Origin of the sequence: Siminovitchia terrae, from assembly GCF_003605405.2 — a bacterium.
In the GTDB taxonomy this organism is placed as follows: Bacteria; Bacillota; Bacilli; order Bacillales; family Bacillaceae_C; genus Siminovitchia; species Siminovitchia terrae.
Genome location: NZ_QYTW02000001.1, coordinates 198,839 through 212,448, shown reverse-complemented (window position 1 = coordinate 212,448; position 13,610 = coordinate 198,839). Strand labels below are relative to the sequence as shown.

Sequence of the window (13,610 nt, the reverse complement as noted above, 5' to 3'; positions counted from 1 at the left end):
TTTGGCTTGTATGGGAAAGCCCCCTTTGCCTCTTGTCAAACTTCTTCTCTTTCCTTACGATAATATATAGCCTTAAAGTCTGGAAAGTGAGAAGAATATCGTATGAGCATAATGAAAAATATTAGGAACAAAACATTTTCGTCAATATATTTATTATACGGAACGCAAAGCTTTTTAATCAATGACATAAAACAAAAACTGATGGCGAACGTGTTAACGAATGACAGTGAGGAATTTAACTATTCAGCTTATGATCTTGAAGAAACACCGGTGGAGCTTGCAATCGAGGATGCAGAAACTTATCCGTTCATGGGTGAAAAAAAACTGGTGATTGTGCATAATCCTTTATTTTTAACGGCTGGGAAGCAAAAGGAGAAGGTGGAGCATGATCTGAAAAGACTGGAGAAATACTTAAGCGATCCTGCTCCGTACACAGTGATGGTCTTCATTGCTGATTATGAAAAGTTGGACGAGCGGAAAAAAATCACTAAGCTGCTCAAAAAAAATGCAGAAGTTTTTGAGGCGAAACCGCTGAACGAGCCCCAGTTAAAAAGTTGGATCAAAGAACGTGCGATTTTCCATCATGCCGAAATAGAGGAGCCGGCTGTCGACATATTGCTGTTTATGGCAGGAAATGACTTGATGGTGTTGAACGAGGAACTGATTAAACTATCTTTGAATGTGGGAGAAAAAGGGTTGATCACTGAAGAAACAGTTAAAAGCCTCATATCAAGATCTTTAGAACAGAATGTATTTGCCTTGACAGAGAGCTTTATTAATAAGGAAAGTGAAGAGACATTTCGCATTTATTACGATTTGATGAAACAAAATGAAGAGCCGATTAAAATACTATCTCTCATTGCGGGCCAATTTAGACTCATTTATCAGGTCAAGGAATTGACAGGGCGGGGATACAGTCAAAAGCATGCAGCTGGTTTGTTGAAGGTCCATCCTTATCGAGTGAAATTGGCGGCAGGGCATGCAGCTTCCTTTTCAAACGATGAGCTGAAGAAGATCATTGATTTGATAGCGGAATGCGACCTTAAATTAAAAACTGGCGGGCTGGATCGGTCAGTCGCAGTGGAATTGTTATTGATGCAAATTCTGAAGGGGAAATCGTAAAGAATACAAGCGGAGGCTTTGTAGCATGTTTGCGGCTGAATGCAGCATGAATAAATGACCAATCAGCCATTAATAACTGACCATAGCTACGAAAAAACGACCTTGAACAGGTCGTTTTTAATTATGCAGTAATGGCACTGAGCTTTTTAGCCAAGCGCGCTTTTTGACGGTTGGCTGTATTTTTATGGATGATTCCTTTTGTGACAGCTTTGTCCAATTGCTTGACTGCATTTTTGAACAGTTCTTTAGCATTTTCGTCATTTTGAGCTGCAGCAGCTTCAAACTTTTTGACAGCTGTACGCATAGATGATTTAAATGCTGCATTTTGTTCGTTTTTATATTCATTGATTTTTACACGTTTAATCGCAGATTTAATGTTTGGCATTTCGTTCACCTCCCACAGACCATTCGGTTTGCCCATTCGTTATCCAATAGAACAAGAGTATTTTACCAAACGGGCTCTAATATTGCAATAATCAAATGCGCCTTGGCGTATTTGCGCCCAGATTTTATCGAGCTTAAGCTCGATAAATTTCCCCTGAAAATCTGTGGCATCCGCCGGAGGCTTTGACTTTATTCAGCCGGGGTTGAACCCCCTCTGAATGGAATACTAATATGCATTCATCTCACCACTTACCGAAGTGGGAGATTTCTGCTGAATGAAGTTAAATGACAATCCGGCTCTCTTCTGTGAATGAACCATCACAAGAACGGAGAAGATGAATGGTAAAGCGAACAGCAAGGGAGGTATCTTGTACATTGAAAGAAAATGAATTGGATTTAAGCAGGTACTCAATCAGGACCGATTTGGCGAAAGAAGCATTTGAAATGGCTCTTGACCAATTGGAAAAGGAGCAACAGCGTGAAATAAACGGTGTCATGGTCGAAGAGCGGGAGCAGGATGGAGTAACTATTTCTTCTGTCAACATAACCCCCGAAGGTGAGGAGCAGATTGGAAAAAAGGCCGGGAATTATTTAACGATTGAAGTGCAAGGCATCAGAAACCAAGACACTGTCCTTCAGCAAAAAGTACAAGAAGTTTTTGCATTGGAATTCAGCCGGTTTGTAACAATGCTCGGTATACCAAAATCAGCGAGTTGTCTGGTTGTAGGACTTGGCAACTGGAATGTAACGCCTGATTCGCTTGGACCAAGGGTTTGTGAAAATTTGATCATCACGAGGCATCTATTTGAACTTGAAGCACAGGATGTTGAGGAGGGCTACCGACCTGTCAGTTCCATTTCTCCCGGGGTGATGGGCATCACAGGCATCGAGACAAGCGATATCATTTTCGGCGTAGCTGAAAAATCAAAGCCAGATTTTATAATAGCAATCGATGCGCTGGCATCTCGTTCTATTGATCGGGTCAATTCAACAATCCAGATTTCAGATACGGGTATCCATCCGGGTTCAGGAGTCGGCAACAAAAGAAAGGAATTAAGCAAAGAAACGTTAGGGATTCCAGTCATTTCTATCGGTGTACCAACAGTGGTTGACGCAGTTACCATTACAAGTGATACGATCGATTATATTTTGAAGCACTTTGGAAGAGAAATAAAAGAATCAGGGCAGCCATCAAGATCATTGGCGCCGGCGGGCCTAACTTTCGGTAAAAAGAAGAAGCTTACAGAACAGGATTTACCTGGCGAGGATCAAAGGAGAAGTTTTATGGGGATTGTTGGGATGCTGGATGATGAAGAAAAAAGAAGACTGATCCAGGAAGTTCTGGCACCATTGGGACATAATCTGATGGTTACGCCCAAAGAGGTGGATGTATTTATTGAAGATATGGCCAATCTTATTGCTGCAGGTTTAAATGCGGCACTCCATTTATCTGTTGATAAAAAAGATGCCGGATTTAAAACACGATAATAGACTTGCGGTTCTATTAATACTCTCATTTACATAAAATAATTACTAGAGTAGGCGGAGACGGAGGTGACCGGTTTGGCTAAATTTATCTTAAAATTACTGTTTTTGCTGATGGTTCTGTTTGTAGGAGTTTTTATCGGTATGGAAAAAGCTCACCAAGGAATGCAGGGGATGAAAGGGTATGAAGATACGGCACTTCCGCCTCCGGTTCATATAAATGAGAGTGAGGACGGGAAAATGGAGGCGGCGCTGTTAGGAAATGAAATCAACCATGCGGAGGAACTTGCACAGAAAAAGAAAGAACTAGAGGATCTCGAAACTTTCAATTTTTTCTCTTCTGTGGGAAAAACGCTGGCATCCTCTGTAAAAGCGGCGGCAAAATTTTTAATTGATTTTTTTATGAACCTTTTTAAAGGCTAAACTACTGGATCCACATAAAAAATTGCGCATATTCTTATATGTGCTTTTTTTTGTGAATTGAGGCCGGTGCTGATATAATCTAAGCTAGTGGACATGTGCCTATTAACAGGAGTGAAAAAAATGAATCATATTGACAGACAGAAAAGACAAGAGAAGATCCGCAACTTTTCAATTATTGCCCACATTGACCATGGTAAATCCACTTTAGCTGACCGCATTCTCGAAAAGACAGAAGCCCTGTCTTCAAGGGAAATGAAGGACCAACTGTTGGACTCCATGGATCTGGAACGTGAGCGGGGCATAACAATAAAATTAAATGCAGTGCAATTGACATATAAAGCAAAGGATGGAGAGGAATATATTTTCCACCTGATAGATACTCCTGGACACGTCGACTTTACGTATGAAGTATCCAGAAGTCTTGCTGCTTGTGAAGGAGCTATACTCGTTGTTGATGCAGCGCAGGGTATCGAAGCTCAGACGCTTGCAAATGTTTATCTAGCTTTGGACAATGATTTGGAAATTGTACCAGTCATCAATAAAATCGATCTTCCTGCGGCGGATCCGGAAAGAGTTCGGAAGGAAATTGAAGATGTTATCGGTTTGGATGCCTCTGATGCGGTACTTGCGTCAGCAAAAGCAGGGATTGGGATTGAAGATATCCTTGAGCAAATTGTGGAAAAGGTTCCTGCACCTGATGGCGATCCGAGTGCGCCGCTCAAGGCTCTCATCTTTGACTCGCTTTATGATGCATACAGAGGGGTCATTGCGTCTATTCGTGTAATGGAAGGGACGATCAAAGCAGGGGACAAAATAAGGATGATGGCAACCGGAAAAGAGTTTGAAGTAAACGAGGTAGGTGTCCATGCTCCGAAACCGATGCTTGTTGACGAATTAACTGTAGGCGATGTTGGTTTCGTTACAGCTTCCATCAAAAATGTGGCTGATACGCGGGTCGGTGATACGATAACAAATGCGAACAATCCGGCAAGTGAGCCGCTTCCAGGTTACCGGAAAATGAATCCGATGGTTTTCTGCGGGCTTTATCCGATTGATTCAGCTAAATTCAATGATTTAAGAGAAGCGCTAGAAAAGCTTGAATTGAATGATTCGGCCCTTGAGTATGAGGCGGAAACCTCGCAGGCACTTGGATTTGGATTTCGCTGTGGCTTCTTGGGGCTTTTGCATATGGAAATCATCCAAGAGCGAATTGAACGCGAATTTAAAATCGATTTGATCACGACTGCTCCCAGTGTTATTTACAAAGTTTACATGAATGATGGAACGGAGATTTCTGTCGATAATCCTGCTAATATGCCGGATGCGCAGAAAATCGACAGGGTTGAAGAGCCATACGTAAAAGCCTCGATGATGGTGCCAAATGATTACGTGGGTGCCGTCATGGAATTGGCCCAGGAAAAACGTGGGAATTTCATCGACATGCAATACTTGGATGAAATCAGAGTCAATGTTGTATATGAAATTCCGCTCGCAGAAATCGTTTATGATTTCTTTGATCTATTAAAATCCAATACGAAGGGCTATGCGTCGTTTGATTACGAACCGATTGGCTACAAGCCGTCCAGCCTTGTGAAAATGGATATTTTGTTAAATGGAGAAAAAGTGGATGCCCTCAGCTTTATTGTCCATAAAGATTTTTCATTTGAACGAGGGAAGGCCATAGTGGAAAAATTGAAAGACCTCATTCCACGCCAACAGTTTGAGGTTCCTGTTCAAGCGGCGGTCGGCCAGAAGATTGTCGCAAGGTCCACCATCAAAGCTATGAGGAAAAATGTTCTCGCGAAGTGTTACGGTGGGGACATTTCTAGGAAACGGAAGCTTCTTGAGAAACAGAAAGAGGGAAAGAAACGCATGAAGCAAATTGGGTCTGTTGAGGTTCCACAAGAGGCGTTCATGGCTGTTTTGAAAATGGATGATTCCGGAAATAGCTCCAAATAAGATTATCAGCATGAATAGAAAGGGAGAGTAATCTTTTACTTGTGCCCTTTCTTTTTTCTGCAAATCAAGTTTAACAAGGTTGTGACAAAATGCATTCGGCTTACATTCATATACCTTTTTGTGAACACATCTGCCATTACTGTGATTTTAATAAATTTTTTATGAACGGCCAGCCCGTTGATGAATACCTACAGCTCCTCGAAAAAGAGTTTGACTTGTATCGGGCTCAATTTCCGGACATGAATCTGAAAACGATATTTGTGGGGGGCGGTACGCCAACAGCCTTAAATGTACGGCAGCTTGACGAACTATGCTCAGCAATCCGAAAAAAACTTCCTTTCTCGGAGGGCGGGGAATTTACTTTTGAAGCCAATCCAGGAGACCTGACGCTGGACAAGCTTCATGTTCTTTCAAATTATGGCGTCAACAGGCTCAGTTTTGGTGTCCAATCCTTTAATGATGAATTGTTAAGGAAAATAGGACGGTCCCACGAGGTGAAAGATGTTTATCGCTCCATCAGCCATGCGCAGCAGGCCGGTTTTTCAAATATAAGTATTGATTTGATTTACGCATTGCCAGGCCAGACAGTGGAAGATTTTTCGGATACTGTACAAAAGGCGGTTGAACTGGACCTGCCGCATTATTCGGGATATTCCTTGATCGTTGAGCCGAAGACAGTTTTTTATAATCTGATGAGAAAGGGCAAGCTTAAATTGCCAGGGGAAGATCAGGAAGCAGCCATGTATGAGATGTTAATTAATCAAATGGAGAAGAGCGGGCTTCAGCAATATGAAGTAAGTAATTTTTCCAAGCCGGGATTTCAGAGTATCCATAACCTCGTTTATTGGAACAATGAAGAATATTATGGTTTTGGTGCTGGAGCACATGGATATGTTAAGGGTATCCGTTACTCAAATTATGGGCCTTTGAAAAAATATATGGAACCACTGGGTAAGGATCTACTCCCGGTATTTGAACAACATCAAGTGACTGATCGTGAAAAAATGGAAGAAGAAATGTTTCTCGGGTTAAGAAAGAGAATTGGAGTCAGCATTCCTGATTTTGTTAAGAAATTTTCTATTAATCCAAGGGTGCTTTTCCAACAGCAGATTGAAGACTTGACTTCGAAAGGCTGGCTTGAAGAGAAAAACGACAGTATTCGACTAACTCGCCAGGGTCTTTTTCTTGGAAATGAAGTGTTTCAAACCTTTCTTATTTAATCAAAAGTCATACCTAAAACGAGGATAAATTCGTTGACATCAATAGGGCATTTTGTTACTTTTATATTAGATTTAGCACTCATGCTGATAGAGTGCTAACAGGGGTGATGAATGGTGCTTACAGATCGGCAACTACTCATACTGCAAGCCATTATCGACGAATTTATCAGATCAGCCCAACCCATCGGATCGGGAAAATTGTCAAAAAGAGAAGAAATAAATTTGAGTTCTGCAACAATACGGAATGAAATGGCAGATTTGGAGGAGTCTGGGTATATTGAAAAAACCCATACTTCATCAGGAAGGATACCTTCTGAAAAAGGGTATAGATATTATGTAGATCATCTATTGGCACCAGAAATGCTTCATGCTCATGAAAGACAGCTGATCCATTCTATTTTTGCGGAGAGAATATATGAATTGGAAGATGTTGTTCAGCGATCTGCCAGCGTGTTGTCAGAGTTGACAAATTACACGACCATCCTTCTTGGTCCAGCAGTCAAAGAAAACAAGCTGAAGCGTCTGCAAATTGTTCCCCTTTCCGGAGGAATGGCTGTCGCAGTGATCATAACGGATACCGGACATGTGGAAAATAAGCTTTTTTCATTACCAGAAAACCATGCACCCGAAAATATTGAAAAGCTGGTTAATATTCTGAATGAAAAATTGGCTGGAGTGCCAATTTCGGAATTGAGAGTTAAAATTGAGTATGAAGTGGCGGAGATTCTGAGACAGAATATCCATCAATACGACACTTTGCTGAAATCTATTTTAAAAACGTTGGACGTTCCGGGCAATGAAAAAATATTTTTTGGCGGAAAAACAAATATGCTTAATCAGCCAGAATTCCATAATATTAATAAAGTCCGATTATTGATGAACATGATTGAAAAAGAAGAGGGGATTTATGAACTTTTTAAACATATTCCCCATGGGATACATGTTACGATTGGAAAAGAAAATAAAAATATGGCCATGGAAGATTGCAGTCTTATAACGGCCACATACTCCATCGGGCAAGAGCCCGTCGGGTCAATCGCTATATTGGGACCGACTAGGATGGAATATTCCAGAGTGATCGGTTTGCTTGATTTTTTAAGCAGAGATATGAGTGAAGCATTAACAAGAATGTTTTACGAAAGTTAGACGGCAAACTGGAATGGAAATTAGCTATACTGCTAATTTCCCTTATTTATTGAATAGGTGTATATGCTTTTCTTTGTCTGGTACAGCGCCTAGTCCTACGAGGTCATAATCCAATTCCCTGTGGCAGCTAAAAACCTGCCTCCTCGCCGGGGCTAAGCCGAGCCGCTTACGCTTTTCGATTGTCCAGCTTTAGCGCCTATCGACTAGCAGACTTCGCTCCTTCTCCTACGATAAGTCAACATCGGCTCCGACGTACAGGACGTCCTAGTGCCACCGAAGCCACAGGACGTGGCGGCTTGAGGCGGCCTACGTCGCCGTGTTTCCATTATCTCGTCGAAGGAACTCCAGTCCGTACGTCGATGGACAGGCGCTTACGATTTTCTTTTAAGGAGGTGAAGACATTGCAAGAAGAATCAAAAGAAACACTGAAGCCGGAAGATTTGAATCAAGAAAATACGGCAGAAAATAATGATGTAGAGCATGAGGAGCTTAGCGGACAAGAAAATGAGCAAGCTGATGATGTTCAGTCTTCGAATCAAGAGAATGAGCAGGAGCAAGAGCTGACGAATAAAATCAAAGAGCTCGAAGCACAGCTTGAGGAGAAGGAAAGCCGCTATTTGCGCCTACTTGCAGATTTTGACAATTTCCGCCGCAGAACTAAGCTTGACAGGGAAGCGGATGAAAAATATAGAGCGCAGCACTTGATCACGAATCTTCTTCCTGCAATCGATAATTTTGAAAGAGCCATGCAAATTGAGCCTGATACTGAGCAAACGAAGGCGTTGCTTGAAGGCGTTGGAATGGTTTATAGAAGCATCATTGAAGCTTTAAAGACCGAGGGTGCCGAGCAAATTGAGGCTGTTGGCAACGAATTCGATCCAAACCTTCACCAGGCGATAATGCAGGCTGAGGAAGAAGGAACAGAAGAGAATATTGTCTTGGAAGAATTCCAAAAGGGATATTTACTGAAAGATCGAGTCATTAGACCATCAATGGTTAAAGTGAGCAAATAGTCAAGGTACATATTGTTAAGGAGGTTATATAGGCATGAGCAAGATTATAGGTATTGACTTGGGAACTACAAACTCATGTGTGGCAGTGCTTGAAGGCGGGGAGCCGAAGGTTATTCCAAATCCAGAGGGAAATCGTACATCTCCTTCAGTCATTGCTTTTAAAAGCGGAGAGATTCAAGTAGGGGAGGTTGCTAAGCGTCAGGCGATCACTAACCCGAATACAATCATGTCCATCAAACGTCATATGGGTACAGACTTTAAAGAAGAGATTGAGGGAAAAGAATATACTCCTCAAGAATTATCTGCAATGATCCTTCAGTATTTGAAGTCATATGCTGAAGATTACCTTGGAGAAAAAGTGGATAAAGCAGTTATCACTGTTCCAGCTTACTTCAATGATTCACAGCGCCAGGCAACAAAGGATGCCGGTAAAATTGCCGGTCTTGAAGTGGAAAGGATCATTAACGAACCGACAGCTGCGGCTCTTGCTTATGGTTTGGAAAAAACAGATGTAGATCAGACGATTTTAGTATATGACCTTGGTGGCGGTACTTTTGACGTTTCCATTCTTGAGCTTGGAGATGGCGTCTTTGAAGTATTAGCGACTGCAGGGGATAATCGCTTGGGTGGAGATGACTTTGACCAAGTCATTATTGATTATCTTGTCCAAGAATTCAAGAAAGACAATGGAATAGATCTTTCCCAAGATAAAATGGCCTTGCAAAGATTAAAGGACGCGGCGGAAAAAGCGAAAAAAGATTTGTCTGGAGTTACACAGACACAAATTTCTCTTCCTTTTATCACAGCAGGTGAAGCAGGACCGCTCCATCTTGAAGTCACGCTAACCCGTGCGAAATTTGAAGAGATGTCTTCTGGTCTTGTCGAAAAGACAATGGGGCCTACTCGTCAAGCCATCAAAGACTCCGGAAAAACAGCTGCTGAAATTGATAAGGTCATCCTTGTCGGTGGATCTATACGGATACCGGCTGTTCAGGAGGCTATTCGCAAAGAAACAGGTAAGGAGCCTCATAAAGGAGTAAATCCGGATGAAGTAGTAGCAATGGGTGCGGCTATTCAAGGCGGCGTATTGTCTGGAGATGTTAAAGATGTCGTACTTCTTGACGTTACACCATTATCGCTTGGAATCGAAACAATGGGCGGCGTCTTTACAAAATTGATTGAAAGAAATACAACTATCCCAACATCCAAACAGCAGGTATTTTCTACTGCAGCAGACAACCAGACAGCTGTTGACATTCATGTATTGCAGGGTGAGCGTCCGATGGCAGCAGACAACAAGACGCTTGGAAGGTTCCAATTGTCTGATATTCCACCTGCGCCTCGCGGGATTCCACAAATCGAGGTCAAATTTGATATCGACAAAAACGGCATTGTCAACGTAAGCGCCAAAGATCTTGGAACAGGTAAAGAGCAGAACATCACAATCAAATCTTCTTCAGGCCTTTCAGAGGAAGAAGTTGATCGCATGATTAAAGAAGCCGAAGAAAATGCGGAAAAAGACAAGCAACGTCAAGAAGAAGTAGAACTTAGAAACGAAGCCGATCAATTAATTTTTACAACGGAAAAAACGTTAAAAGAACTTGAGGGCAAAGTGGAAGAAGCTGAAGTTAAGAAAGCGGAAGAAGCAAAAGATGCTTTAAAAGCAGCTGTAGAGAAAAATGACACAGCTGAAATCCGTGAAAAGAAAGACGCTCTGCAAGAAATCGTTCAAAACCTCTCTGTTAAACTGTATGAAGAAGCAGCGAAACAAGCTCAGGCCGAGCAGGGAGATGGGGAAGGAACAAATGCCGGCGGAGACGACAACGTTGTTGACGCGGAATTTGAAGAAGTCGACGATGACAAAGAATCAAAATAAATAGGTCTCTAAAGTCAAAGCCCGATCGAACCGGGCTTTGACTTTTATATTAATGGGGCTGGCAAAGTCTCTTGCGCTTTTCTTGTATAGAACTAATATGGTAAAATGAACGTTATGTGAAAAGATTCGGGAGTGTGGAAACATGAGCAAAAGAGATTATTATGAAGTGCTTGGCGTTTCGGAAGATGCTTCGAAAGATGAGATTAAAAAGGCATATAGAAAACTTTCGAAGAAATATCATCCGGATATAAATAAAGAGCCGGGTTCTGACGAGAAGTTTAAGGAAATAACGGAAGCTTATGAAGTGTTGAGTGATGATCAAAAGAAGGCCCAATATGACCAATTTGGTCACGAAGGACCACAAGGTGGATTCGGAGGCTTTGGTGGCGGGGCTGATTTTGGAGGATTCAGTGGATTTGAGGATATTTTCAGCAGTTTCTTCGGCGGCGGCCGCAGAGATCCTAACGCACCTAGGCAAGGGGCTGACTTACAATATACGATGACTCTGACATTTGAAGAGGCCATCTTTGGAAAAGAAACAGTCGTTGAAATTCCTCGGGAAGAAACGTGCGAGACTTGTAATGGATCAGGTGCGAAACCTGGAACATCACCTGAAACGTGCCAGCATTGTCACGGAACAGGCCAGTTAAATGTGGAACAAGAAACGCCTTTCGGAAGGATTGTTAACCGCAGGGTGTGTCATCATTGCCAAGGAACGGGAAAAATCATCAAAGATAAGTGTGCGACATGTCATGGGGAAGGCAAAGTCAAGAAAAGGAAAAAAATCAACGTGAAAATCCCTAAAGGCATTGACGATGGTCAACAGATGCGTGTGTCCGGTCAAGGGGAGCCGGGTGTCAACGGAGGGCCACCAGGGGATCTCTTTATCGTCTTCCATGTAAGACCACATGAATTCTTTGAACGGGACGGGGATGACATTTATTGTGAAATGCCCATAACCTTTGTCCAGGCTACACTGGGAGATGAAATAGAAGTTCCTACATTGTATGGTAAGGTGAAGTTGAAAATCCCTGCCGGCACTCAAACAGGCACAAGGTTCAGGCTGCGTGACAAAGGTGCTCAGAATGTCCGTGGCTACGGTAAAGGCGATCAGCATGTCCTTGTGAAAATTGTCACTCCGACAAAACTGAATGAAAGGCAAAAAGAATTGCTTCGCGAATTTGCAGAAATAAGCGGAAACGTGCCTGATGAACAGAACGAGAGCTTTTTTGGAAAAATGAAACGTGCTTTCAAAGGCGATTAAATGAATGGAGCAGTCAAATGAATTGGACTGAAATCAGTATACTCACTGCCAATGAGGCTGTGGAACCGATCAGCCACATTTTATACGAAGCAGGCATCAGCGGATTGGTGATTGAGGACCGAGCTGACTTTTTGCGAGTGAGAGAAAATCGGTTTGGGGAAATATATGAATTGGATCCCGATGATTTTCCTGAAGAAGGAGTCATTATCAAAGCCTATCTTGCCAAAACGTCAAATTTAAATGAGGCACTTGATGAAATTAAAGAAAATATCGCTAACCTCAAGAAGTTTAATATTGATATAGGAGAAAATAAAATCGGCCTTTCAGATGTCAAGGAAGAGGATTGGGCAACAGCTTGGAAAAAATACTACCATCCTGTCAATGTTTCTGATCGGTTTACGATTGTGCCTACCTGGGAAGATTATACGCCTTCTGATAATGAACTCATTATCGAACTTGACCCGGGGATGGCATTTGGAACTGGCACTCATCCGACAACGGTCATGTGTATACAGGCACTTGAGAAAACAGTAAAAAAAGGTGACACCATCATTGATGTGGGGACAGGTTCCGGGGTATTGAGCATAGCTGCGGCGCTGCTTAGTGCGAAGGAAGTAAAAGCACTGGACCTAGATGAGGTGGCTGTGGAAGCGGCGCGTCAAAATATTTCTCTGAACCGTGTGGCGGAAACAGTAACAGTTGAAAAGAATGACCTTTTAAACGGTATCACTAAACAAGCAGATATCATTGTTGCGAACATTTTGGCGGAAGTGATCATTTCCTTTGCTGACGAGGCCGCAAAAGCAGTAAAAAAAGGTGGATTTTTCATAACCTCAGGCATTATTGAGCAAAAATGCGAGGAAGTAAAGGCAGTGCTTCAAGAAGCCGGCTTTACCATTGAAGAAACAATCAGAATGGAAGATTGGGCAGCATTTATTGCCAGACGTTGAACTAGAGGTGAAGAAATGCAGCGGTATTTTATAGATGAGCCATTTACTGGACAGGAATTGGCAAGTATTTCTGGAACAGATTTCCATCATATCACCCGCGTCATGAGAATGAAGCAGGGTGATACCCTTTATGTGGTTTTTGAGAGTGGAGAAGCCGGAATAGGAGTTATTGAAGGAATTGGGGAATCTTCTGTAGAAATACGAGTGGCTGAATGGGAAGCAAAAGTAAAGGAGCTTCCAGTCCACGTGACGATTGCGAGCGGGTTGCCAAAAGGGGATAAATGGGAGTGGGTCATACAAAAAGGAACCGAACTGGGCGCTTCACAATTTGTCCCTTTCATTGCTGCTCGCTCCGTTGTAAAATGGGAAGAGAAAAAAGCCTCGAAAAAGCTTGAAAGATGGAAGAAGATAGCTAAAGAGGCAGCAGAGCAATCGCATCGGCAAAGGATTCCGGAAGTTTCGCAGCCTCTTTCATTCAAACAACTTCTTATTTTAAGAGACAGCTTTGACTATACGGCGGTTGCATATGAGGAAGCAGCGAAAAATGGAGAAAAGAGCGGCTTGGCACGAATACTTGCTTCAGCTGAACCCCAAAGCCGTATTTTATTGGTTTTCGGTCCGGAAGGCGGGTTTGCAGAAATAGAAACCGAGCAACTGAAATCTTATGGTTTTGATCTGATTGGACTAGGACCAAGGATTTTAAGGACGGAGACAGCTCCATTATATGCATTATCTGCTGTTTCCTATCATTTTGAATTAATGAGGTGA

General features: G+C 42.3%; 12 protein-coding genes. 11 read left to right on the top strand and 1 reads right to left on the bottom strand.

Annotated elements, in window-relative coordinates; all coding sequences use genetic code 11:
• Window positions 1–102 precede the first annotated feature (102 nt).
• Window positions 103–1,122: a DNA polymerase III subunit delta gene (gene holA, locus D5F11_RS01040; RefSeq protein ID WP_120114912.1), complete on the top strand. Its 1,020-nt coding sequence runs from the start codon at window positions 103–105 to the stop codon at window positions 1,120–1,122.
• Window positions 1,123–1,243: 121 nt separating this feature from the next.
• Here holA and rpsT read toward each other — a convergent pair whose 3' ends face one another.
• The gene (rpsT, locus tag D5F11_RS01035; RefSeq protein ID WP_120114913.1) at window positions 1,244–1,507 is read right to left on the bottom strand and encodes a 30S ribosomal protein S20; all 264 of its coding nucleotides are present in this window, start codon (window positions 1,505–1,507) and stop codon (window positions 1,244–1,246) included.
• Window positions 1,508–1,845: 338 nt separating this feature from the next.
• On the opposite strand from rpsT, the gene gpr reads away from it, so the two are divergent.
• The 10 genes from gpr to D5F11_RS00985 all read left to right on the top strand — a co-directional run bounded on the left by gpr (window position 1,846) and on the right by D5F11_RS00985 (window position 13,610).
• A complete protein-coding gene (gpr, locus tag D5F11_RS01030) occupies window positions 1,846–2,994 on the top strand; it encodes a GPR endopeptidase (RefSeq protein WP_425470716.1) in 1,149 nt (382 codons plus the stop codon).
• 75 nt (window positions 2,995–3,069) lie between these two features.
• Window positions 3,070–3,414: a DUF3679 domain-containing protein gene (locus D5F11_RS01025; RefSeq protein ID WP_120114915.1), complete on the top strand. Its 345-nt coding sequence runs from the start codon at window positions 3,070–3,072 to the stop codon at window positions 3,412–3,414.
• Between the two features lie 120 nt (window positions 3,415–3,534).
• The gene (gene lepA / locus D5F11_RS01020) at window positions 3,535–5,373 is read left to right on the top strand and encodes a translation elongation factor 4 (protein WP_120114916.1); all 1,839 of its coding nucleotides are present in this window, start codon (window positions 3,535–3,537) and stop codon (window positions 5,371–5,373) included.
• Window positions 5,374–5,462: 89 nt separating this feature from the next.
• Window positions 5,463–6,593, top strand: coding sequence for a radical SAM family heme chaperone HemW (gene hemW / locus D5F11_RS01015; RefSeq protein ID WP_120114917.1), 1,131 nt, complete (start codon window positions 5,463–5,465; stop codon window positions 6,591–6,593).
• Between the two features lie 114 nt (window positions 6,594–6,707).
• Window positions 6,708–7,739, top strand: a complete 1,032-nt coding sequence (hrcA, locus tag D5F11_RS01010) for a heat-inducible transcriptional repressor HrcA (protein ID WP_120115104.1) — start codon at window positions 6,708–6,710, stop codon at window positions 7,737–7,739.
• Between the two features lie 359 nt (window positions 7,740–8,098).
• The gene (gene grpE, locus D5F11_RS01005; RefSeq protein ID WP_185830456.1) at window positions 8,099–8,752 is read left to right on the top strand and encodes a nucleotide exchange factor GrpE; all 654 of its coding nucleotides are present in this window, start codon (window positions 8,099–8,101) and stop codon (window positions 8,750–8,752) included.
• A 34-nt stretch (window positions 8,753–8,786) separates the two neighbouring features.
• Window positions 8,787–10,628, top strand: a complete 1,842-nt coding sequence (gene dnaK, locus D5F11_RS01000) for a molecular chaperone DnaK (protein WP_120114919.1) — start codon at window positions 8,787–8,789, stop codon at window positions 10,626–10,628.
• A gap of 142 nt (window positions 10,629–10,770) precedes the next feature.
• On the top strand, window positions 10,771–11,892 hold the full coding sequence (gene dnaJ, locus D5F11_RS00995; protein WP_120114920.1) for a molecular chaperone DnaJ: 1,122 nt from the start codon (window positions 10,771–10,773) through the stop codon (window positions 11,890–11,892).
• Between the two features lie 17 nt (window positions 11,893–11,909).
• A complete protein-coding gene (gene prmA / locus D5F11_RS00990) occupies window positions 11,910–12,842 on the top strand; it encodes a 50S ribosomal protein L11 methyltransferase (RefSeq protein WP_120114921.1) in 933 nt (310 codons plus the stop codon).
• Window positions 12,843–12,857: 15 nt separating this feature from the next.
• The gene (locus tag D5F11_RS00985) at window positions 12,858–13,610 is read left to right on the top strand and encodes a 16S rRNA (uracil(1498)-N(3))-methyltransferase (RefSeq protein WP_120114922.1); all 753 of its coding nucleotides are present in this window, start codon (window positions 12,858–12,860) and stop codon (window positions 13,608–13,610) included.

Excerpts from the sequence above, each read along its gene's own strand:
- holA (WP_120114912.1), top strand. The coding sequence starts at position 103 with ATGAGCATAATGAAAAATATTAGGAACAAAACATTTTCGTCAATATAT.
- rpsT (WP_120114913.1), bottom strand. The coding sequence starts at position 1,507 with ATGCCAAACATTAAATCTGCGATTAAACGTGTAAAAATCAATGAATAT.
- gpr (WP_425470716.1), top strand. The coding sequence starts at position 1,846 with ATGGTAAAGCGAACAGCAAGGGAGGTATCTTGTACATTGAAAGAAAAT.
- lepA (WP_120114916.1), top strand. The coding sequence starts at position 3,535 with ATGAATCATATTGACAGACAGAAAAGACAAGAGAAGATCCGCAACTTT.
- hemW (WP_120114917.1), top strand. The coding sequence starts at position 5,463 with ATGCATTCGGCTTACATTCATATACCTTTTTGTGAACACATCTGCCAT.
- grpE (WP_185830456.1), top strand. The coding sequence starts at position 8,099 with ATGGACAGGCGCTTACGATTTTCTTTTAAGGAGGTGAAGACATTGCAA.
- dnaK (WP_120114919.1), top strand. The coding sequence starts at position 8,787 with ATGAGCAAGATTATAGGTATTGACTTGGGAACTACAAACTCATGTGTG.
- dnaJ (WP_120114920.1), top strand. The coding sequence starts at position 10,771 with ATGAGCAAAAGAGATTATTATGAAGTGCTTGGCGTTTCGGAAGATGCT.
- prmA (WP_120114921.1), top strand. The coding sequence starts at position 11,910 with ATGAATTGGACTGAAATCAGTATACTCACTGCCAATGAGGCTGTGGAA.
- D5F11_RS00985 (WP_120114922.1), top strand. The coding sequence starts at position 12,858 with ATGCAGCGGTATTTTATAGATGAGCCATTTACTGGACAGGAATTGGCA.